The 22,008-nt window shown below is 60.6% G+C and carries 20 protein-coding genes and 2 pseudogenes; 4 read left to right on the top strand and 18 right to left on the bottom strand.

Annotated features, from left to right (window positions below):
- The first annotated feature begins 112 nt into the window (after window positions 1-112).
- The 3 genes from NMG46_RS16190 (at window position 113) to NMG46_RS16180 (ending at window position 2,344) form a co-directional block, all read left to right on the top strand.
- Window positions 113-859, top strand: coding sequence for an ABC transporter substrate-binding protein (locus tag NMG46_RS16190; protein ID WP_254818622.1), 747 nt, complete (start codon window positions 113-115; stop codon window positions 857-859).
- A 100-nt stretch (window positions 860-959) separates the two neighbouring features.
- Window positions 960-1,616: an amino acid ABC transporter permease gene (locus tag NMG46_RS16185; protein ID WP_254818621.1), complete on the top strand. Its 657-nt coding sequence runs from the start codon at window positions 960-962 to the stop codon at window positions 1,614-1,616.
- A complete protein-coding gene (locus NMG46_RS16180; RefSeq protein ID WP_254818620.1) occupies window positions 1,613-2,344 on the top strand; it encodes an amino acid ABC transporter ATP-binding protein in 732 nt (243 codons plus the stop codon). The genes NMG46_RS16185 and NMG46_RS16180 overlap by 4 nt, the downstream gene beginning before the upstream one ends.
- A gap of 44 nt (window positions 2,345-2,388) precedes the next feature.
- Here the strand turns inward: NMG46_RS16180 and NMG46_RS16175 are convergent, their stop codons facing one another.
- Window positions 2,389-3,435 (bottom strand): PLP-dependent cysteine synthase family protein, encoded by a 1,047-nt coding sequence (locus NMG46_RS16175; protein WP_254818619.1) that lies wholly within the window; start codon window positions 3,433-3,435, stop codon window positions 2,389-2,391.
- On the bottom strand, window positions 3,432-4,088 hold the full coding sequence (locus NMG46_RS16170; protein ID WP_254818618.1) for a kinase: 657 nt from the start codon (window positions 4,086-4,088) through the stop codon (window positions 3,432-3,434). Before NMG46_RS16170 ends, NMG46_RS16175 begins: the two co-directional genes overlap by 4 nt.
- A 737-nt stretch (window positions 4,089-4,825) precedes the next feature.
- On the opposite strand from NMG46_RS16170, the pseudogene NMG46_RS29925 reads away from it, so the two are divergent.
- A pseudogene (locus NMG46_RS29925) lies at window positions 4,826-5,966 on the top strand (ATP-binding protein).
- A gap of 108 nt (window positions 5,967-6,074) precedes the next feature.
- Here NMG46_RS29925 and NMG46_RS16150 read toward each other — a convergent pair.
- From NMG46_RS16150 to trbB, 16 genes and pseudogenes are all read right to left on the bottom strand, one after another.
- The gene (locus NMG46_RS16150) at window positions 6,075-7,637 is read right to left on the bottom strand and encodes an adenylate/guanylate cyclase domain-containing protein (RefSeq protein WP_254818616.1); all 1,563 of its coding nucleotides are present in this window, start codon (window positions 7,635-7,637) and stop codon (window positions 6,075-6,077) included.
- Between the two features lie 24 nt (window positions 7,638-7,661).
- Window positions 7,662-8,033, bottom strand: a complete 372-nt coding sequence (locus NMG46_RS16145; protein WP_254818615.1) for a response regulator — start codon at window positions 8,031-8,033, stop codon at window positions 7,662-7,664.
- Window positions 8,030-10,822 (bottom strand): response regulator, encoded by a 2,793-nt coding sequence (locus tag NMG46_RS16140; RefSeq protein ID WP_254818614.1) that lies wholly within the window; start codon window positions 10,820-10,822, stop codon window positions 8,030-8,032. Before NMG46_RS16140 ends, NMG46_RS16145 begins: the two co-directional genes overlap by 4 nt.
- The gene (locus NMG46_RS16135) at window positions 10,819-11,580 is read right to left on the bottom strand and encodes a DUF3365 domain-containing protein (protein ID WP_254818613.1); all 762 of its coding nucleotides are present in this window, start codon (window positions 11,578-11,580) and stop codon (window positions 10,819-10,821) included. The genes NMG46_RS16140 and NMG46_RS16135 overlap by 4 nt, the downstream gene beginning before the upstream one ends.
- A 292-nt stretch (window positions 11,581-11,872) precedes the next feature.
- On the bottom strand, window positions 11,873-12,112 hold the full coding sequence (locus NMG46_RS16130) for a DUF2274 domain-containing protein (RefSeq protein ID WP_254818612.1): 240 nt from the start codon (window positions 12,110-12,112) through the stop codon (window positions 11,873-11,875).
- Window positions 12,113-12,201: 89 nt separating this feature from the next.
- Window positions 12,202-12,309, bottom strand: a pseudogene (locus tag NMG46_RS16125) (DUF2274 domain-containing protein); the annotation flags it as partial.
- Complete coding sequence (locus NMG46_RS16120; protein WP_254818611.1) at window positions 12,306-13,520, bottom strand: TrbI/VirB10 family protein; 1,215 nt, start codon at window positions 13,518-13,520, stop codon at window positions 12,306-12,308. The gene NMG46_RS16120 and the pseudogene NMG46_RS16125, both read right to left, overlap by 4 nt.
- Entirely contained in the window at window positions 13,517-14,578 is a 1,062-nt protein-coding gene (gene trbG / locus NMG46_RS16115; RefSeq protein WP_254818610.1) for a P-type conjugative transfer protein TrbG, read from the bottom strand. Before trbG ends, NMG46_RS16120 begins: the two co-directional genes overlap by 4 nt.
- A complete protein-coding gene (gene trbF, locus NMG46_RS16110) occupies window positions 14,575-15,261 on the bottom strand; it encodes a conjugal transfer protein TrbF (RefSeq protein ID WP_254818609.1) in 687 nt (228 codons plus the stop codon). The genes trbG and trbF overlap by 4 nt, the downstream gene beginning before the upstream one ends.
- The gene (gene trbL / locus NMG46_RS16105; RefSeq protein ID WP_254818608.1) at window positions 15,258-16,628 is read right to left on the bottom strand and encodes a P-type conjugative transfer protein TrbL; all 1,371 of its coding nucleotides are present in this window, start codon (window positions 16,626-16,628) and stop codon (window positions 15,258-15,260) included. Before trbL ends, trbF begins: the two co-directional genes overlap by 4 nt.
- Window positions 16,625-16,993 carry a putative entry exclusion protein TrbK-alt gene (gene trbK-alt, locus NMG46_RS16100; protein ID WP_254818607.1) on the bottom strand — a complete coding sequence of 123 codons (369 nt, stop codon included), beginning with the start codon at window positions 16,991-16,993 and terminating at the stop codon, window positions 16,625-16,627. The genes trbL and trbK-alt overlap by 4 nt, the downstream gene beginning before the upstream one ends.
- 12 nt (window positions 16,994-17,005) lie before the next feature.
- Complete coding sequence (gene trbJ, locus NMG46_RS16095; RefSeq protein WP_254818677.1) at window positions 17,006-17,719, bottom strand: P-type conjugative transfer protein TrbJ; 714 nt, start codon at window positions 17,717-17,719, stop codon at window positions 17,006-17,008.
- Between the two features lie 32 nt (window positions 17,720-17,751).
- Window positions 17,752-20,259 (bottom strand): conjugal transfer protein TrbE, encoded by a 2,508-nt coding sequence (trbE, locus tag NMG46_RS16090; RefSeq protein ID WP_254818606.1) that lies wholly within the window; start codon window positions 20,257-20,259, stop codon window positions 17,752-17,754.
- 10 nt (window positions 20,260-20,269) lie between these two features.
- Window positions 20,270-20,533: a VirB3 family type IV secretion system protein gene (locus NMG46_RS16085; protein ID WP_254818605.1), complete on the bottom strand. Its 264-nt coding sequence runs from the start codon at window positions 20,531-20,533 to the stop codon at window positions 20,270-20,272.
- The gene (locus NMG46_RS16080; protein ID WP_254818676.1) at window positions 20,533-20,796 is read right to left on the bottom strand and encodes a TrbC/VirB2 family protein; all 264 of its coding nucleotides are present in this window, start codon (window positions 20,794-20,796) and stop codon (window positions 20,533-20,535) included. Before NMG46_RS16080 ends, NMG46_RS16085 begins: the two co-directional genes overlap by 1 nt.
- A 74-nt stretch (window positions 20,797-20,870) precedes the next feature.
- Window positions 20,871-21,836 carry a P-type conjugative transfer ATPase TrbB gene (gene trbB / locus NMG46_RS16075; protein WP_254818675.1) on the bottom strand — a complete coding sequence of 322 codons (966 nt, stop codon included), beginning with the start codon at window positions 21,834-21,836 and terminating at the stop codon, window positions 20,871-20,873.
- Between the last annotated feature and the right edge of the window lie 172 nt (window positions 21,837-22,008).

Here is a 22,008-nt window from a genome sequence, read left to right as displayed (position 1 = left end):
ATCTGGTCCCCAACTGGACGGTATTGGACTTCCAAAAGCTATCCACGAGAGGCAAATTCAACTCGCTTAGCGAGCGGAACCTCGATTCAAACATGATGAAAGGGGAATTTTCATGCTTCGCAAAACGCTCATCGGCTGGCTCGCAGCCCTCAGTGTCGCAATGGCAACTCAGACGATGGCTGAGGAAACGCTCAGAGTCGGGGTCACGCCAACGGGAGTGCCGTTCACCTTTGTCGACACCGCAACGCGAAAGCCGACTGGCGCGATGGTCGATCTGGCAAGTGCGATTGCCGCGAACCTTGGTACGACCGCTGACTTCCAGGTAAACGCTTTTCCAGCCCTGATCCCGGCATTGACGACCGACAAGATCAATCTGATTTCCGCCAGCATGTTCATAACGGACAAGCGAAAGCAGGTAATCGATTTCAGCACGCCGGTTTACGCCTATGGCGAGGCGATGTTTGTTGCTGCCGGCGACAGCAAGAACTACACGATCGAAGAGCTGAGAGGTGCGACCGTCGGGGCGCAGATCGGCTCGACCTACGCTGACGCTCTGGAAGCGCTTGGCGTCTTCGGTCAAGTCAAGCTCTACGATTCAATCGCTGACATGATGCGTGATGTGGTTCTGGGCCGCATCAAGGCCGGCTTTGGTGACGCCCCGATCGTCGCATATCAGCTTTCAAAGAACCCCGAACTGGGTGTTCGCCTCGTCGACGGCTATCGGCCGATGAAAAAAGGCGAAGTCGCGTTAGCGGTTGCCAAGGAAAATCCACTGCTTCTCGAAAAGGTGAATGCCTCCATCGCCAAGCTGAAGGAAAGCGGCGAATTAAGCCGAATATTTGCCAAATATGGCCTTTGAAGCCATCCCGCACTGACCTCGACAAGCGCCGGTTGGCAGGACCAAAGGATCGCATCGGAATGACCGGCTTTGACGGCCGGGTGCCAGAGGAAGCCGGGCCATGACCAAATTCATCGCGCATGCAACGGAATATCTACCACTTCTTCTTCAAGGCGTTTGGCTGACCGTCCTGATAACCCTTCTTGCGCTGTGCCTTGCGACGGCGCTCGGTCTTGTCTGGGCGCTGTTCAGGACATCGGGGATACGCTGTCTCGCCGTGCCGACGCGGCTGCTTGTCGACTTCGTGCGCGGCATACCACTGCTGGTGGTTCTCTTTTATATCTACTTTGTCGCGCCCGAGATCGGCATCAACCTGACTGCGCTCCAGGCCGGTACGATCGGGCTGGGCCTGGCTCACTCCTGCTATCTCGGGGAAACTTTCCGGGCTGGCATCGAGGCGGTCGATAAGGGTCAGGTCGAAGCGGCAAAATCGATCGGGATGAAGCGTCCGTTGATGATGCGCCGCGTCGTGCTGCCGCAGGCAGTCAAGATCATCCTGCCGCCTTACGCCAACAACATGATCATGCTGCTAAAGGACTCCTCGCTTGTGTCGGTGATCTCGGTTCAGGAGCTCACCATGCAGGGCAAGATGCTTGCGTCGTCCACATTCGACAACATGACAGTTTTTACCTTGGTGGCACTGCTTTACCTGTGCCTGACGGTTCCGCTGAACCTGTTTATGCGTAGAGCCGAAAGCTATCTTGGGGCGGCGGGATGATCACCTTTGACAACGTGCACAAGTCCTTCGGTGCGCACGAAGTCCTCAAGGGGATCAACGCCGAGATCGCCAAAGGACAGGTCGTATGTCTGATTGGGCCCTCGGGTTCCGGCAAATCGACGCTTCTACGATGTGTGAACGGGCTTGAGACCTATCAGCGCGGTCGTATCAGCATCGACGGCACGGTGGTCGATGCCGCCTCGCCCCAGGTTCACGCCATCTGCACCCGCGTTTCCATGGTTTTTCAACGTTTCAACCTGTTTCCGCACCGCACAGCCCTGGAAAATGTCATGGAAGGGCCGCTCTATGTGCTGAAGGAAAATAGGAACCAGGTCCGGGAACGGGCCACGGCATTGCTCAATCGCGTCGGCTTGGCCGACAAGACGAATGCCTATCCCGCGTCATTGTCGGGCGGTCAACAGCAGCGCGTGGCCATCGCCCGTGCACTGGCAATGCGCCCACAGGCCATTCTTTTCGACGAGCCCACCTCCGCACTTGACCCGGAAACGGTCGGTGAGGTCCTGCAGGTCATGCGCGCGCTCGCAGACGAGAACATGACCATGCTCGTGGTTACGCACGAAATTCAGTTCGCCCGCGAGGTTTCCGATAGCGTGCTCTTTCTGGACGGCGGCCGGATCGTTGAGCAAGGTCCGGCCAAGGAGCTGCTTCGACATCCGAAACACGAACGCACTAGGGATTTTCTTCACCGGGTCATGCACCCTGTGTGACTGCTGGCCGATGTTGGTTGTTGCCTAGCCTGATTTCGGACCTGTCACTGCGTAGGGGACAGGCCGTCCGCCCCCGCGAGGACGGCGTTTAAAGTTCTGCGGTTCCAAGGGAATCTCGTCCATGCCGTCTCTTCGGCCGGACGAATTCGCGTGAGAACAGTTGGTTCAAGAGGAATGGAGATTGGCCAACCCTTCAAACCGGCGAGCCAGTCGGGGTTGTAGACTGTATCGGAATGACGATGCCCTTCATCTGGCATTATGACGACGGTGGAGGCTTCCGGATTTTGCCTGGCGAACCAGGCGCCGACCAAGGCTGCGGCGCCGCTGGTCGGCCCCATGAAGAGCCCGTGATCACGAAACAGCCCATGCGCCATTGCGTAAGCCGGCAATGCGCCCACCCAATGAATATCGTCGATCATCTCATGACGAACATTGTCCGGCAAAACGCTGTTGCCGAGCCCGCGCAGCATGCGACGTCCTACAGGCTGGCCAAAGAGCATGCTTCTGTGGGTATCGACAGCAATCATCCTGAGATCAGGAAAGAGCTCACGAAGGAAGCCTCCGGTTCCACAAAGCGATCCTCCCGTGCCCACGCAACCAACGACGCAATCGATGCGGCCGAATGATCGAACAACGAGGTCCGCCAGGCGCGCATAGGCAAGGCGGTTTTCCGGATTATCGTATTGCCGAGGCCAATACGTGTCCGGATGATCTTGCAAGCTCTGCTGGAGGTACTCGAGCCGACCACGCTGATTGCCGTCTCCCTGAGGATCATCGATGGCCATCACTTTGGCTCCAAGCTGTTCCAGGCGCCGCCTAAGTTTCAAGTCGATGAGGCTGGAAGCCGTGACAAGCGTAAGCGCATAGCCACGAGCCGTGGCCAGCATGGCGATGGCGAGGCCGAATGTGCCCGACGTCGTTTCGATGATGTGACCTTCCTGCCTGAGGCGCCCTGACGCTTCCGCCTGATCGACCATGAACCGGGCGGGGATCAGCTTCATGAGGGAAAAGCAGGCAGCGTTGAGGTTAGGTGCGAGTTGGGCAAAACGCGGCGTCTCGTAGGCGCGTAAATAGTCTTGCGCCGTGGTCACTGGATTAGCCTCGTCTCGGCATTAAGGGTAAACGTATGAACGCCTTGGAGGCCTGCGCTGCTCACCTGCCTTGCGAGCTCAGCAGCACGCATGGCCGCCCTGGGCGCAGTCGCATCCAGAAGGATGCCGATCAATGTTCCGCTGTGGGCCACCTGCACACCGCACGCGCCATGCGCCCGCGCTATATCCAAAACGGTGTTGAAGGATGCCTTCGGCAGGTGCCTCTGACTGATACTGGCGCTGATGGTTGCGACACGTCCAAGCAGGCGGGGATCTTGTTGCCGGATGGCGCGGTTCGCCAGTCCCCGCAGAACACGGAACAGCCCGATTTCCTCACCATCGTAGCGTGCCCGTGGCATGCTCAGTGTATCGATCGGTCGGGCACTGCCGTCCCTGAAACCCACCAAGAGAAGGGGCGGGAACTCGCCACCGAAGTGTTCGATCGTACGGCCTTCCCGGTGGGCGAAGAGGATAGGTTGGTCGCCATAAGCAATGGCGTCGCTTGCGCTTTCCGCGGCAACGGCCAGTCGCGCAACCGTTGACTGGCGCAGCGTGACACCCGCCGAAGCCGCGACCGCGCGGATCGACGCAATGACGTCTGCCGTGGAGGAACCGTAACCGTGCCCTACCGGGATAGAACTTTCGATCGTCAATTCTCCCCCTCTTCCAGCTAACCCGACATGCTCGAGCGTGAGGGCCGCCGCGCGAGCCGCCTTGGTCCGGTTTGCGGGTCGCGACCGAATGCCGGCTTGCTGATCCGGCCAGAAGGTCGCTAGCGACTCTTGCGACGTCAGCGGAAGCGTGACGAGTCCGCGACAAAGCCGTCCGTTTTCCCTTTCAAAGACGCCTTGGAGGAATTCCCCGTGATGGGCGTGTGCCCGACCGACTCCTACCACCAGGGGCCATGCGACAGTCTCGGTGTTGATCTTCCTCGAATGTGTCTGCTGGCCGGATCTCAGTGTGCTTGTCTGTGTCACGGCATCATCTCCTCACCAGGGCATTGGACGATGATGCGTGCGACCGAGCCGTGCTGTCACTCGCCAAATCTTAGTAGTGCCAGACAAGATTGCCCGACCAATTCGGGCCTCCTATAGCCCGTTGGCACCCCGACAACCTTACCTTACCGATCTTCGTCGCGTTCCTGCTAGATCGGTATTCGTACTGACAGCCATCCGCCGTCATGGTCGGACAATCAACCCGGTTTCAGAGTCCGTCGTGCGTGGGCGAATGCTCTGTTTATTGTGATGGGCCAAGTCAGCATCGGAGGGATCTGTTCCGGGCCAATCTCACTCAGGCGTCGGCGCTTTTAAATGCCCCCTTGCCTGCGCGTCTTGCGCGGCTGGGCTCGCATGTCCTTGCAAAACTGGAACTATACTCCATAATTGCAAGGATGATTGAACGTCGCATCAGCACTGAACTCACCGAGATGCTGGACAGCATGCCCGCTGTGGCACTGCTCGGGCCGCGTCAGGTCGGCAAGACAACCCTGGCGCTGGAACTAGCCGAACGGCGTCCATCGATCTACCTCGACCTCGAGTCGGACGCCGACCGCGCACGGCTTGCCGAGCCGGAGCTTTATTGGCCGAGCATCAGGACAAACTGGTTATCCTCGACGAGGTCCACCGGTTACCGAACCTGTTCCAGAACCTGCGCGGGCTGATCGACCGCGGTCGGCGTAGCGGTCGCAAAGCCGGCCGCTTCCTGCTCTTAGGTTCGGCGTCGATCGATCTCCTGAAGCAGTCAGGCGAGACCCTTGCCGGCCGCATTGCCTATCTCGAAATGCATCCCATCGACGGGCTCGAGGTCGGCGCCGCCGACCTTGGGCCGCTATGGGTACGCGGCGGCTTGCCCGACAGCTTTCTGGCCGCCAGTGACCGCGCCAGCCAGCGGTGGCGGCTGGATTTCATCCGCACCTATTTGGAACGCGACATTCCCCTCCTCGGTCCGCGCGTCCCAGCCGAGACGCTGCGCCGCTTCTGGACCATGCTGGCGCACCACCAAGCTGGCCTGCTCAACGCTGCCGAGTTCGCCCGCGCGCTCGGCGTCGACGGCAAGACAGTCGCGTCGTATCTCGACCTACTCGTCGATCTCCTGATTGGTTCGCCGGCTGGAACCCTGGCATGCCAATGTCGGCAAGCGCTTTGGTTAAATCCCCGCGCGTCTATGTCCGCGACAGCGGCATCACCCATGCGCTGCTTGGTCTCGCCACGCAGGAAGACGTGCTTGGGCATCCAGTGGCCGGCGCCCCTTGGGAAGGGTTTGTGATCGAAACCCTCACCGCCGCCGCCCCCGCCGGCACGCTGAGCAATTTCTATCGAACAGCCGCGGGCGCGGAGATCGACCTGCTGCTCACGTTGCCGGACCAACGCCTCTGGGCCATCGAAGTGAAGCGTAGCCTGGCGCCGAAGGTGGAAAAGGGTTTTTATCACGCCTGCGAGGACCTTGCTCCGGTGCGGCGCATCGTGGTCTTCCCCGGCTCGGAGCACTTTCCACTCCAGCATGGCGTCGAAGCCACCCCTACAAGGACCTAGGCCGAGCCCTGCTTCGCGAAGCATGATACGATAGCTGTGGCATTCATCGCGTCAGCAGCAGAGCATCGCTTCGCGAAATTCCCTAAGGGCAGTCAGACATTGGTCCGATCAGTGTTGAACGAGATAGGTTTCAATCCTGCCGACACCTGCCAGTTCTACATTACAGCGCGGTTCGAGCTCCCAGGAGGTGCGCAGGGCCTGCTTGGTTGCCTCCGAGATCTGCATGCGGTCGGCCACGCCCTGGGACTCGAGCCGGCTTGCGATATTCACGGTCTCGCCCCAGAGGTCGTAGACGAACCGATGCCGGCCGATCAGGCCCGCGATCACCGGTCCGGTGTGCACGCCAATGCGGATCCGAAAACTATTGTTGCCCAAAGCTAAGGGCTTCAACGCGTCCAGCATGGATTTCCCCAGTGCCACGATCCTGTCGGCATGGTCAGCTGCCGGTTCGGGAACGCCGCCCGCAGCCATATAGGCGTCTCCGATGGTCTTGATTTTCTCCACGGAATGCTTCTCCGCCAAGACGTCGAACGTGCCGAATAGACTGTCAAGACGCTTGATCAGGTCCGACGGCGGCAACCTTGCCGCTATGCTGGAGAAACCGACAATATCGGCAAAAAGAATGGTCACTTCATCGAACCGGTCGGCAATGAACTCTTCGCCCCGATGCAGTCGTGCCACGATCTGACCGGGCAAGATCGCATGAAGTAGCGAGTCAGCCCGCCGCTTCTCCGCCTCGATCCGCTGAAGATACTGGTGCTCGCGGTCGAGCCAACGCTTCTTCTCCAAACTCGAGTTGATCCGGGCGCGCAGCAGGACTGGATTAAAAGGTTTAGGCAAGTAGTCGTCGGCCCCCGCCTCGATGCAGCGGACCACTGCGTCCACTTCGTCCAACCCCGATATCATGATGACAGGGATATGCCGCCATCGGCGCTCTGCTTTCAATCGTGAGAGCACCTCGATGCCGTTCATGTCCGGCATCAGGAGGTCCAGCAAAACCAGGTCAAACTCGTGTTCCGCAAGGTGAGCCAGCGCTGACAGACCGGACTCGGCGGTGACTACCTGATGACCGTCACGTTGCAGGCGGCGGGAGAGGAGACCGCGGTTACTGCTGATGTCGTCAACGACAAGTATGCGGCCACTGCCGGAGCTTACGGGGTGCTCCGTCTTGATCACTGCTCGTTCGAGTCCTGCCGCATCGATCTCAGCCTGATCCGTGGTCCGCGGTTCCTCGCTGTCGGGTGCGCGCGAGAGGCCGGCGATTGCATCGACATGCGCCAACAACTCGGCCGCCGCGGCGAGCATCACCCTGACATCCTCTTCCAGCGCGTATTCGTGCAATTCTTCGGCTTCTTCACGAATCATTTCGGAATAGCCGATGATCGCGTTGAGCGGCGTTCGCAAGTCGTGGCGCAGTTTCGCCTCGATCTCGACCCCTGCCCGATTCTGATTGTCGGCTTTGCCATGGATCAAGCTGTCGATCAGGCTATTCAATTCGCAAGCAGCGGCGCTGACCTTCTCTAGATCCGATGTCATGTGGACCAGACCGAGGTCCTGCACCTGTTCGGTCAGCAACTCCTGAAATCCTGAGATTGCCCGCGCAGGTCCGGCGAGCTGCTGTGCCAGATGGACGGCGATCGCATGGCGTTGGAACTTGTTCTTGGCAATCATGTTTTTAAACCGTCGACCTGGGCCTCATCGATTCCCCGCAAGCAATTGTTCAATTTTCTGGACAAGTCGCGACAGGTCCACCGGCTTGCTATCGTAGTCATCGCAGCCGGCCTCGAGCGCCATTTCGCGATCGCTGGCCATCGCGTGCGCAGAAAGCGCAATGATCGGGATCCCGGAGGTGACCGGATCAGCCTTGATCCGCCGGGTCGCCTCCCACCCGTCCATGACCGGCAAGCTCATATCCATGAGGATGAGATCCGGCCTTTCCGAAACGGTGAGTTCCACGCCCGACTGTCCGTTTTCCGCAATTAGGACTTCGAACCCACGCCGCGACAACCGCCGCGAGAGCATGTCGCGGTTCAATTCGTTGTCTTCTACGAGAAGGATCCTCGTCATCCTAGGCTTCCTTCAGCCATGGGGGCGGTTCCACGATCGGCAATGCTGGCACCTGTCGATCCAAGTGGGACTATCTGGCGCTCGAGGGCCTCGACCAACTGAGACCGACTGTTTGCGCCCTTGGTAACAACCGCGACCGCCCTGTCGCGAAGCCATTTGAGCTCGTCCGCCGACAAATCCTTGGAAGTCACGACGACGACCGGAATCTTCTGCAGCTCGGGCACCTGCTGCATTTCGATCAAGGTCTCGAATCCGTCCATTTCGGGCATCAGCAGATCAAGCAGGACCAGACGCGGCAACAACCGCTTCATCAGCTTGAGGCCGCGCAGGCCATCGCTTGCCTCGTGAACCCGCCAATCCTTCTTGACCAGAATACGCCGAAGGAAATCGCGGGAGGCTTGATCGTCATCAATAACAAGCACATCGCGGTTACCATTGCCGCTAGCCTCTATTGTTCGAACAAGCTTCCGCGTGTCGATCGGCTTCGTCAGGTATTCGACCGCACCGAGTGAGAGGCCGAGTTCGCGATCTGCAAGTATCGTCGCAAGGATTACTGGAATCTCGCAGAGCTCCTTGTCGCTCTTCAGCGAGCGCAGCACTGACCAGCCGTCCTGATGCGGCATGATAATGTCGAGAACGATTGCGACGGGGCGATGCGCTCGCGCAGCGGCTATTCCTTCCTCGCCACTTGCTGCTTCGATCGACGCCAGTCCAGCCTCTGCCAATGCCCTGGCGATGAGGGTTCGGGCAGCCGGTTCGTCATCGATGATCAGAACCGCCTTGTCCGACGGCCTCGACGACAGCGGTTCGGCGGATCGCTGCTCGCTAGATTCCTCGTTGCACTCGGCTGGAATCTCCATTGTGAAGGTCGAGCCTTTTCCGAATTCGCTCCTGACCGTTACAACGCCTCCGATCATTCGGCAGAAACTCCGGGTTATGCTAAGGCCCAATCCCGTTCCGCCATAGTTGCGCGTGGTGGACGCGTCTGCTTGCATAAAAGCGTCAAAGAGCCGCTCTTGCTGCTCCGGCGTCATCCCGATCCCGGTGTCCGACACCGTGAATATCAGCCAGTCTCCGTCCGATCTCCTGTTGCGTCGAACCGCCAGCATTACACGGCCCACTTCTGTGAACTTGGCAGCGTTACTGAGTAAATTGAAGAGGTTATGACGCAACTTCGTCTGGTCCGAATGCATTTTCCCGAGGTCGCCTGCGAGGTCCAGCACGAAACTGTTTCGGTTTTTCGCCATCAGTGGCGCGACTGTAGCCTGGACATCGCGCAACAAGTCGGCGACGTCGAAAGTCTCCAGAAAATTTTCCATCTTGTTTGCCTCGATCTTCGACAGATCGAGAATGTCGTTGATGAGCGCGAGGAGATGGCGACCGGCCCCGGCGATCTTTTCCACATCTGGGACGAACTCGTTCATTTGCTCGTCACTCGCCTCTTCGATCAGCATCTCGCTGTAGCCAATGATCGCGTTCAGTGGAGTGCGTAGCTCGTGGCTCATGGACGCGAGGAAGCTGCTCTTGGCCTCATTTGCCGCTTCAGCATGGCTCTTGGCCCGCTCGAGTTCGACCTCTCTCTGCTTCAGTTCCGTGATGTCGGTGTAAACGGCGACGGTCCCGCCGTCGGGGGTCTTTCGTTTGCTGACCCGGACCCAGCGTTCTCCGAAGCGACCCTCGTGGACGAAGCCTGCCGGATCCTTCTGGATACGCAGCCTCTTCGCAATCCATTCCTCCGGCGACGCGCCCTCAAGGTCGACGTGCCCGCTCGCCAAGCGTCCTTTCAGAATATCCTGAAGGCTTTGCCCAGGAAGAGTAGCTCGCTCATTGCCGGGAAAGATTTCGCAGTATTTGCTGTTGGCAAGAAGGACCTTGTCCTCCGAATCGAACAGGATAAATCCGTCAGAAATCGCCTCGAGTGCCGCTGCGATCGTCCGTCTTTGCCGTTCCGCCTCATCTTCCAGTCTTTGCTTTTCAATTGCGCTCGCCCGGAAAAGCCGAAGGGTCCGCGCCATCGCGCCGAGCTCGTCCCCTCCCTCTGCCTGTATTTCGACGTCGTAGCGTCCTTCCGTCAGATTTCCGATCACCCGGTTCAACCGCCGCAACGGGCCGATGATCGAGCGAAGAACAAGGATGGTGAGAAGCGATCCGATCATCACCACGATGGCCACCAGAACGGCAGCGGTAGTTGCCGTTTTCTGGGTTTCTGCTACGACCTCGTTGCGAGCGGCTTCTGCCTCGGCGCTCGCTCGTTCGACGAGTTTGTTAAGCGCGGCATCCACATTTGCGCTATGGGTGCGCGCCTCGGCGAGGAGAGTGTTGCCGATGATGCGGTTGTCTTGAGTATAGTTGTCTGCCGCCTGCAAGGCAGTTTTGACATAGGCATCGATCTCAACACGGATTTCCCTGACCGCCTCCGGTGATGATTTCGAAAGGCGGTCCAGATGTGCCAGCAGTCGCTCGCGCGCCTGCTCGGCATTGCGCTGGGAATTCATCAATAAGCTAACCGACAAATCAGTCAGCCAGTATCGCAATTCCCCGAATGTTACGTGGGCCGTAGCCGCAGTGGACGCGACGTCGAAAAATGCCTTGGTCTCCGCGGTTCGATCTGCACTGCGATAAAGTGCCTGTGTGAGAAAGATGGACGATACGATGAGGCTGATAAGGCCGGCCGCTGTCAGCGCAGCTATGCGGGCCGAAATCGGCAGATTGGCGAAGCTACGCGCAAGTGGCCTCGCCGGCGCCGATACGGCTTCCACTTGGTGCGATGATTGTTCCAAAGCGCTCATTTGAACAAGACGATGCTGATCGCGCCTCCCAGATCGCCCGCTTTGCCGCCCTCCTTTGGATATCCTGTCACGTCGATCTCGCCCTTCGGCTCGCCGTGACAGGAAAGACACGATCCAGTATAGTATTCGGGCAGCAGCATTCGAAATGCCGGGCGTCCATCCACCTCTGTGACGTCCGTGTAGGCTTCTCCCTTCGCTCTCTGCGGATCCAGCAAGACCTTTTCGATGATCTGTGCTTCCCAGGCGTCCGGAAGCGATTTGCGGTTACGCACGAGTTGCTCTGGCGCAGTCACGCGCACTCGAGCTTCGTTGCCGGCCTTGGCGCCGAACTTGTCATTCATCAGACGCGCAAACACCGCTGGCACGAAACCCTTGAAAGCGATTCCCGCGCGGTTGATGTTATCTTGCTGTTCGTCCACCACCTCTCGCATCGCCTCAATCTGGACCTCAAGCAGACGCCGGTCGCGCTCGCTCAATTCGCCGGAAAGCGGGTCGTTGCCGGTGTGTTTTGAGTATGCGGCGATGGCCTCTCTCGTAATGCGCTCACCGTCGAGGTGCTTGTCGCCAAGTGCAGGATCATTAATGAGCGTCTGATAGTTCGAGATGATGCTTCGCCCCGCACGGAGCAATTCCGCGAGTCGCGTTCCTGTCACGACATCCTCGGTAACTCCCGCTCCGAAGGCAAACGACACGACAAACGCGCAGCCGACAAGAACAGCGGCAATGAAAGTCCGCGTCAACGTTGACATGCCGGACATTTCCGTTTCCCTTCAAGGAAGGCCGCTAGCAGCATAGCACGATAAGGCCGGGGAGGCAGCGACAAACTTCGAAGCTCAGGGAAGGAGGGAACGAAATATTCGCCGTCTGTTCCGAAGCGTCCCTGGGTTGTAACCCATCCGCCGAACGTCCGTTACCACCCCGTTGCTAACCCACAGCTTCGACGACTGGATGACGGCTTCGGGTCATGGCCGTGAATTGGCCCGGAGCAAGCGAGCTTCCGCTTAGGACCGGAACCGGTATTCCGCTTAGGGTAAAGCCATTACGACAGCTTCAGGCGGAGCCATCACCTTCAGCACCGCTTCGCGTCATACTGCTGGCTGGAGACGCCCCTCGTTGACGGGCACGGCCGGCCTTCGCCTTACGGCTGCGCCAGCCGCGATCCGAACCGACGAAGGCTTCCAGCATGTGCGGAATCAGGGCAGCGGTGTCCACGGGTTCATAGAGCCGGCTGTGCTCGGCCGCATACTGATCGAGTTCCTCCTTGAGAGGCTCCGGCAGGATGATGGTCATGCGGACGACACCAACCTTCGGCAGCCGACCGAGCCTCAGATCTGCCACTGTTCACCTCCTGCTTGTGAGACAAGGACATGTTGACTGTTCAGATAATCGGCAAAACCGACAAGGTCGCGATGAACGGCGGCAGGCAGTTCGACCGTGATCTTGACTGGACGGTCGTCGGGAAGAGCGGAGAGTTTCAGCTTGGTCATGACGGATCCTTCGGCGTGCCGTAAGGCAATAGAACAAGGTCGCGGTTGACGATCACGCGAACCGGGGAACCGGGCCGCACAGTGAGCGTAGGCTGGACATTGAGTTGATTGCGTACGATCTGCTGGCCAATATCGGAGGCTGAATCCTGCGCGCTTTCGCGGATGGCCTTGGCGATTTCGCTTTCGTCGTGGCTGGACCTAAGCGATGTCCCAAAGCCCAGCAATGTCGAGAGTGCTGCGGCCCGGAACATCTGGGCCCAATGATGGTCGACCTCGTCCTCCAGCCCGGAAAATCCTTCAGCGTCTGCGCCCTGCTGGCGCTCCAGCACGATCGAGGTGCCGTCAGGCATGATCAGCCGGTTCCAGACCAGCAGCACGCGCGACTGGCCGAAGGCGACATGGCTGTCGTACTGGCCGATCAACCTCGCACCCTGCGGGATCAGAAGGTATGAGCCCGTTGGGCTGTCGTAGACATTTTCCGTGACCTGAGCGGTGATCTCGCCAGGCAGGTCGGAGCGGATGCCGGTGATAAGGGCAGCTGGAATGACTGTGCCGGCTTGCACCACAGAGGCCGAGGCCTTCTCGGCGAGCCGATTGGGACTGACGGTGCGACGGTCTGGCTCGGCATTGACGAAGGCCAGCTTGCGATCCTGCATGTTTTGCGCGGCACCAGGATCGATCGGTGGCGGCTCGGGGGGCAGAGTCAGACCAGATTGGGTGTCCGGTTCTACGACTCTGCTGCCAGCACCCTGTCGAGCGGGACCAGCTCTCGTGTTCGTGTCGGTGAAGAGCTTCGCCACGCGTGCGGACTCGATCTCGGCCAGTCGGCGCTGCTCTTCCGGATCGGCGCGCGGTGCACTGATGTTGGACGCCCCAACCGGCTGGCCACGCTCCTGGGCACGCAAGATCGGCCGGCCCAAATCGCCAGGCAGAGCGGGGCCGAGCTGCGGAACCCCAGCATAGTCCTTCGGCAGCTTCTGAAGCCCGTCGGCCGTTGAGCGGTTTTCGGTGGTGAAGAGCTCGGCCGGCTGTTCGGTTCCGCGCTGTCTGGTGTCGAGTGCCCAAATCAACGTGCCGAGGATCGCAGCGCTGGCAACTCCACCAACGCCTGTCAGGACCTTGCGCGACAGTCGGGTGACCCGGGCCGGTTCGGGCCGCAGGCGCAGTTCCGCTCGTATGTCCTGGTTGGGTGCATTCGCAAGGTCGCTCATCGGAACAGCCTCGTGCTGGGCCAGGTTCGTTTGCCGTCCGTGCGCACGATGCGAACGCGCTTTTCGCTTGTTTTGTCGCCGAGCCTCAATTCAGCGGCGGCAAACAGCCGATCAACAACGTAGTAGTTCTGGCGAGCACGGTAGTTGACCAGTTCCGAGCCGCCCGATGGACTGATGACAAAGAGCGGCGGCATTTCGCCCTGCCCTATGCCTGACGGGAACTCGATGTAGACTTTTGCACCGTCGTCGAAGGCGCGAAGCGGCCGCCACGGCGCCGTGTCGCCTTCGATGCGATAGCGGAAATTCAGCTTCTGTATGTCGACGCCGGAGGCGACCGGCTGAGCGGCGGAAGCCTGCGCGTTCTGACGCCGCAGCGCAATCAGCTGGTCCTGCGGATACTGCCAGGAGACCGAGGCCATGTAGGTGTTTTCGGTCGAGCGCAGCTCGAGATGATAGGTGCGGCGGTCGCTGTTGATGATGAGATTGGTCTGCAGATCCGGCCGTGTCGGCTTCACAAGAATATGGACCTGCTGGCGCTCCCCTGCCCCGCTTTGTGTGTCGCCGATGATCCAGCGCACCGTGTCGCCGGCGGCAACAGGCCCGGAGCCGACGAGCTGCTCGCCGGGCTGCAAGGCGATGTCGGTGACCTGGCCGGGCGCGGCATAGATCTGGTAGAGCGCGCCCTCACTCCAGGGATAGAGCTGGATGGCGTTGACGAAGCCGTCGCGAACCGGCTGCATTCTTGCTGCCTCATTGGCCTGGCTGATCCGCTGCTTCGGATCGGTGGGCTCCAGCTTCATCTTAGTGGCCTCGACCGGTTTCAACTGACCTGGAAGCGGAAGCGGTTTCGGCAATTCCACTACCTTCACAGGACCAGGTGGGTCGACCGTGCGTACGGCAGGCACCGGATCGTCATAGGCGATCTGCGGCGGAATGTATTTCTTCGATGCACACCCGGCGAGCGCTGTCGCCGACAGCAGTGCCAGGGCAAGCCTACGTGCCTTGGGCGCACTGCGCGTGGCCGGTCTCGACGTTCTTGTTGGTGCTGCACGCATCATGAAAACTCCTTCGACCAGCTGATGGCGTTGACATAGACGCCAAGCGGATTGGCTTTGAGCCGGTCAGCGTCGCGGGGTTGCTGAATCACGATTGTGAGGATTGCGGTCCAGCGCTCGCTGCCGGCCAGGTTGCCATTCTCGTAGCGGCGCTCAATCCAGGCGACGCGAAAGGAATCGGGCGTAGCACGGATGACGCTGGAAACCTCGATCGCGATCTGGAGTTTGCCTAATTTAGCAAACGGGTCGTTCAAGCGTGCATAATCATTGAGAGAAATGGCGCCGCGGTCTGTGGTGTAATCGTAGGCGCGCAGCCAGTTTTGGCGAACGATGACAGGGTCGGCCGGAATGCTTCTGACCTGTTCGATGAAGCGGGCCAGATGCCACGCGATCTGCGGATCGGTCGGCCGATAGTCGGCAACGGCCGGGGCGACAAGCTGCGCCTCGCCAAACTTGTCGACCTGAACCACCCAGGGAACCACTGAGCCGCGCGTCGATTGCCAGACCAATGCGGATGCAAAACCGCCGGCCAGGACGAGGGAGCCGAAGGCCATTAGCCGCCAGTTCTTCGCCTGGACGCGAGCCGAGCCGATGCGCTCGTCCCAAGTCTGGGCTGCGCGCTGATAGGGCGTCTCAGGGTGAGGCGTTTTTCCGTAACGAACAAAAGGGCGTCGAAAGAGGTTCATCGGCGGTCGTCCTGATCGAGGGAAACATTCATCGAGCCGCCGCCATCATTGCTCGAGTGGATCGAATGCGCGGCGATGCTGGCGCCATGGCTCATAGCCTGGCTGCGTTTCATGCGCTTTGCCCATGCGGGCGCAGAGTCGGCATTGGCTGCGGTGGTCGGCCATTCACCGGAGGAAGCCGTTCGCGACGATTGCTCTCCACTCGCCGCATTCAAAGCCGCAAAGCGGCCGGCCTCGTAGCTGTCGGACAGGGCTGACGCGGCGCGTGACATCGCCTGCTTGACGGGTCGAACGGCAGCGCTGGCACCAACCTTTGCGATCCCCGCCATGCCGGCGGCGACTGAGCCCGCACCACCTCTTCCAGATGTCCCTGCGCCAAGCTCCCAGGCGGCCGAAGTGCTGCCGGCCAGGTGTGCGCCGCCGCGTGCGGCTGCTGCCGATACACGCCCACCGGCGTTGAGCGCGCCTGCAGCACCGCCTATTGCAGCATGGGCACCCGCAGCGCCAGCCAAGCCAAGGCCGCCAGCGACGAGGCTCGTGCCAACAGCGGCACCTGCGCCCAATTGCGGGGCACCAGAGACCAGCCCCGTCGCAATGCCGGGACCGAAGATCGACAGCCCCATCAGCGACAGAGCGCCCAGGACAAGCGACAGCGCATCCGTGATAGTGGGCTGCTCAGCGCCGAAGCCCTGGGTGAACTCGCCGAACAGGCCCGAGCCGATGCCGACGATGACGGCAAGGACCAGGATCTTGACGCCGGAGGCAACGATGTTGCCGAGCACCTTTTCGGCAAGGAAAGTGGTCCGGTTGAACAGCGCAAAGGGGAGCAGCACAAACCCGGCAAGCGTCGTCAGCTTGAATTCGACCAGTGTGACGAAGATCTGGACAGCCAGAAGAAAGAACGCAATCAATACGATTGCCCAGGCGATCATCAGCACTACGATCTGGACGAAATTCTCGAAGAACGAGACGTAGCCCATCAATTGGCTGGCAGCCTCGAGGATCGGATTGCCGGCATCGATGCCGACTTGCGCAACGCGGCCTGGCTGCAGCAATGCCGAGCCTGAAAGTGCCGAGCCTCCAGCCTTCAGGCCCAGCCCGGAAAAGCTCTCGAAGACGATCCCGGCAAGACGGTTGAAGTTGCCGATGACGAAGGCGAAGAACCCGATGTAGAGCGTCTTCTTCACCAGCCGGTGCAGCACGTCCTCATCAGCACCCCAGGCCCAGAACAGGCCGGCCAGTGTGATGTCGATTACAATTAGGGTCGAAGTGAGAAACGCAACTTCTCCGCCGAGCAGACCAAAGCCGGAATCGATGTAGCGAGTGAAAGTCTCGAGGAAGCGATCAATCACCCCGGTGTCGTTCATGGCGCCACCGTTTCGGGATAGGGCCGGTCTTCCGCGAAAGGTGGCGTTGGCCGTTGGAGCGGTGGCACCCGGCTCGGGTTCTTTTCGATCGACGGAGCCACGTTTGGCACGATCGGGCGGGATAGCCGCAGGAAACGTCGGCGGCCTTCAGCCCAGGCTTTCCTGCAGGCGTCGTCATCAATCGCCGCAATGCCAATGTCCCGGCATCGGCCAAGTTCGACTCTTGCCGGCTCGCCGCCCGGATGCGCGGAGTGCGGGGAGGACGCGTCCCGCGAGCCGTCGCCGCGCAGCACCATGAAGGCGGCGGTCATGGCGGCGCCAAGTGCAAGAACGGCTGTTATCCGGGCGGCGATCTTGAGGTCCATGCGGTCTTCGCCTCAGTCGTGGAACATTCTTACGGATGACGGGCTGTAGCTGCGGCCCGTCATGAAACGGCTGAACTGTTCTCGTGCCTGCTCCTGCGCGGCTGCCCTCCTCGCCTGCTCAAGGGCGTCGGCCCTTCCTTGTGCGGCCAGCATCGCGGTAAGATCGGCAACTTGCTTGGCCTGCACGGCAAGAAGCTGGTTACCGGCTTGCGTCGCCTGCAGCACGCCGACAGCCGATTGGCTGGCGCTGACCAGCGCACTCGTCTGCTCTTGTGTCCCTGCGATGTTGTCGACGGCGACGGCGCCGGTTTTCAGCGAATGCTCGAAGGCAGACACCGAGGTCTGCCAGCGTTGACGCGCACCCTCGACAAGCTGCTGGCTGGAGAGATCCGAACCGAAATTCGTGTAAGTGGAGGTAAACTGGCTCTCGATGTCCTGGACGCTATAGGCCAGCTTCTCGGCCTCGCCGAGCAGGCTATTCATCTCGGAAAAATTGCCCTCAATTTGGCCAAGCAGCGAGGTCGGCAGCGACGTGAGATTCTTGGCCTGGTTGATCAGCATCTGCGCTTCGTTTTGCAGCGAGGTGATCTGGTTGTGGATCTGCTCCAGGGCACGCGATGCCGAGAGCAGGTTTTCGGCGTAATTCCTGGGATCGAACACGATCAGCGCCGATGCTGGTGCCGATGACAGCGCCGTCGCGACCGCAATGGCACCGGCTGCCGCCATGCGACGGATAGGGCTGCCTGCAAGAACGAAATTCATGACGAAATCTCCTCTGTGGACTGTTCGATCACGTTGGTGAGATCTGGGATGAGGTCGGCAGCCCAGGAGAGACCGCGCTCTGCCAGCCAGGCCTCGAGGAAATGGTCTCGGCCGGCCTCGGCGATTATCCGGTCGATCGCAGCCTGGTCCGATTTGGACGATGTGGCGCAAAGCGCCAGCGCGATCGGACCGAGCCCCAGTTCAAACAGACGGTTGCCGCGGCGGCTTTGACAGTAATAGTCGCGCTTCGGGATCGCCCTGGCGATGATCTCGATCTGGCGATCGTTGAGGCCAAAGCGTCGGTAGACCGCGGCGATCTGCGGCTCGATGGCGCGCTCGTTCGGCAGGAACAGCCGCGTCGGGCAGCTTTCGACTATTGCCGGCGCAATTGGCGATCCGTCGATGTCGGAAAGCGACTGCGTGGCGAAGACCACGCTGGCGTTCTTCTTTCTGAGCGTCTTCAGCCATTCGCGCAGCTGGTCGGCGAAACCGCCATCATCGAGCGCCAGCCAGCCCTCGTCGATGAGAAGCAGTGTCGGCCGACCGTCCATCCTTTGCTCGAGGCGGTGGAAAAGATAGGCAAGTACCGCGGGAGCAGCACCCGTGCCGATCAGGCCCTCGGTTTCGAACGCTTGGACGGAGGCGTCGCCGAGACGCTCATGCTCGCCATCAAGCAGCCGGCCATAAGCGCTGCCGATGCAGTAGGGGCCAAGCGCCTGTTTGAGCGGCGAAGACTGCAGCAGCACGGACAGGCCAGTCAGCGTCCTCTCCTGGACTGGCGCAGAAGCCAGCGATGTCAGCGCCGACCACAGATGTTCCTTGACCTGCGGCGTGATGGGTACGCCCTCGCGCACTAGAATATCGACAAGCCAGTCGGCCGCCCAGGCCCGCTCTGGTATATGATGGATGCGGGCAAGCGGCTGTAGCGACCCGGTGCCGACATCGCTCGACAGATCGGCCAAGGTGAGCAAGGGCAACGGATCGTCAGACACCTGCCCGCTTTCAGCATTGCTTCCGAGACTGTGCCAATCACCATTCATGGCGAGCATGGCAGCGCGGATTGAGCCGCCGAAATCGAAGGCAAAGAGCTGGCTGTTCTGGTAGCGCCGGAACTGAAGCGCGATCATCGCCAACAGGACCGACTTGCCGGCGCCGGTCGGGCCGATGACGAGGGTGTGACCGACATCGCCAACATGCAGGCTGAACCGGAACGGTGTGGCGCCCTCCGTTCTGGCAAAGAACAGCGGCGGGGCGCCAAAGTGCTCGTCCTCGATCGGACCTGCCCAGACCGCGGAAAGCGGAATCATGTGCGCGAGGTTGAGCGTCGAAAGCGGCGGCTGGCGAATATTGGCATAGGCATGGCCAGGAATGCCGCCCAGCCAAGCTTCGACAGCGTTGACGCCTTCGGCGATACAGGTGAAGTCCCTGCCCTGAATGATCTTTTCGACCAGACGCAGCTTTTCGTCGGCAATCGAGGGATCGGTATCCCAGACTGTCACGGTGGCGGTGACATAGGCTTCGCCGATCTGGTCAGAGCCCAGGTCCTGCAGCGCCGCGTCTGCATCGGCCGCCTTGTTGGCGGCGTCCGTGTCGACGAGGACGGACGCTTCGTTGGTCATCACCTCCTTAAGGATCGCGGCGAGGGATTTCCGTTTCGCGAACCACTGACGGCGTATTTTCGTCACCAACTTGGTCGCGTCGGTCTTGTCCAGCATGATCGCGCGCGTGGACCAGCGGTAGGGGAAGGCAAGCCGATTAAGATCGTCAAGAATCCCCGGGAAGGTCATCGTCGGGAACCCGGTGACGGTGAGTGTGCGCAGATGCGCATCGCCAAGCCTCGGCTCCAAGCCCCCGGCCAACGGCTGATCGACAAGCAAAGCGTCGAGATGCATCGGTGTTTCTGGCACGCGAACGCGATGCCGCTTGGTCGAAATGGTTGAGTGCAGGTAACTCAGTGTCTCGCCGTCATCGAGCCAGCAAGCTTCGGGAACGAAGCCCTCGATGAGGTTGAGCACGCGCTCGGTGCGATCGACAAAAGTCTTCAGGAGCTCCCAGGGATCGATGCCCGCCTTTTCCCGGCCTTCGTAGAGGAAGCTCTCCATTCGCGACGCTTCCTCGGCCGGAGGCAGCCACATGAAAGTGAGAAAGTAGCTGCTTTCAAACAGCACTCCGGAGGCTCCGAACTGTTCCCGACGCTCGATATCGAGAAGCGCGGATGCGCAATCCGGGAACCGGCTGTCGGGGTAGCTGCTGGCAGGATTGCGCTGCGCTTCGACAAAGATTGCCCAGCCGGAGCCCAGCCGGCGCAGCGCGCCGTTGAGCCGCGCGGTCGTGCCGACCAGTTCCGCGGGCGTGGCGGAGTCCAGATCCGGCCCGCGAAAACGCGCCGTCCTTTGAAAACTGCCGTCCTTGTTGAGCACCACGCCCGGCGCAACCAGGGCAGCCCAAGGCAGATAGTCTGCGAGGCTGGCGCTCTTCTTTCGGTATTCCGCGAGGTTCATCATGATGAGGAGCTCAACAGCCGAAATGCGTGGGGTAGCGCAGGTGTCGGCGAACCACATCGACGAATTGCGCATCGCGCTTTGCCGCCCAGACGGCCATGAGATGCCCGACTGCCCAGATGATGAGCCCGGCGATCCACAAACGAAGTCCCAATCCGACCGCGCCGGCCAGCGTGCCGTTGGCGATGGCGATGGCGCGTGGCGCGCCGCCGAGCAGGATCGGTTCGGTGAGTGCGCGATGAATCGGCGCGAAAAAGCCACGGACTTCCTCCTCCATCAGATCAGCGCTCCGCCGCCGAAGGAGAAAAAGGACAGGAAGAACGAACTTGCCGCGAAAGCGATCGACAGCCCGAAGACGATCTGGATCAGCCGGCGAAATCCGCCTGACGTGTCGCCGAAGGCGAGCGAAAGGCCGGTGATGATGATGATGATCACCGCCACGATCTTGGCGACTGGCCCCTCGATCGATTCGAGAATTTGCTGAAGCGGCTCCTCCCAGGGCATGGAAGAACCGGCAGCATGGGCAGGTGCAATCATCATGATCGCAGTGGTCGCCGCATACGACAGCTTCACGGCAGGCTTATGGAAAGCCAATGAATTGAAGGGAATGGGGGTCATTCTGAAGCTCCATAGGGCGAGTGGTGATTCAGGGCCGTTGTGGTCTCGAGATTTGCTTCCAGGGTGCGGTAGTCGCCGGTGGCCGGATCGAGCCCGTCGACCAAGGCGATCTCGACAAGCCGGCGCGCTGCGCCACGGCCAGCAAGAACCGCGATGAGATCTATGGTTTCAGCGATCAGCGCGCGCGGGACCGTAACGACGGCCTCCTGTACGAGCTGTTCCAGTCGCCGCAATGCGCCAATGGCAGAATTGGCGTGAATGGTGCCGATGCCGCCGGGATGACCGGTGCCCCATGCCTTCAACAGATCGAGCGCTTCGGCCCCGCGTACCTCGCCGATCGGGATGCGGTCGGGCCGAAGCCGTAATGACGACTTCACCAGATCGGACAACGAGGCGACACCGTCCTTGGTGCGCAGCGCTACAAGATTGGGCGCAGCACACTGCAACTCGCGTGTGTCCTCGATCAGCACGACGCGCTCGGCGGTTTTAGCCACCTCCGCCAAAAGCGCGTTGACCAGCGTGGTCTTGCCCGTCGATGTGCCGCCCGCCACCAGCACGTTCTTCCGTGTCTCCACGGCAAGCTGCAGGGTGTCAGCCTGGCCTTCGGTCATGATGCCGGCCGCGACATAGTCTCGAAGCGTAAATACCGCGACTGCCGGCTTGCGGATGGCGAATGTTGGTGCCGTGACGACAGGGGGCACCAGGCCTTCGAACCGTTCACCGGTCCCGGGCAGTTCAGCCGAAACGCGCGGCGAGCCCGAATGCACCTCCGCACCGACATGGTGCGCGACCAGCCTGACGATCCGTTCGCCGTCGGCCGCGATCATTATTTCATTGCTTGCAACAAGTCCTTCGGTGAGGCGATCAATCCAGAGGCGACCATCGGGATTAAGCATCACCTCGACGATGGCCGGATCGTCAAGGAAAGCTGCTATGGCCGGGCCGAGAGCGGTGCGCAGCATGCGCGTGCCGCGCGGCACCGGTCCCTTGTTGGCATGATGGTTGGTGGCCACGATGGTCCCCGTTTCTGGCGGCGGACTGGTTCGTGCCGCGCTCGGGGATAATTAGAAAAAGCATGAACACTGGCTCCGCAACAAGTAAAACCGACTATCGTGGCATGACGTGCAGAGACTT

Source organism: Mesorhizobium sp. LMG 17147 (assembly GCF_024297145.1).
Lineage (GTDB): Bacteria > Pseudomonadota > Alphaproteobacteria > Rhizobiales > Rhizobiaceae > Mesorhizobium.
This window is presented reverse-complemented; position numbering and strand designations above follow the sequence as displayed.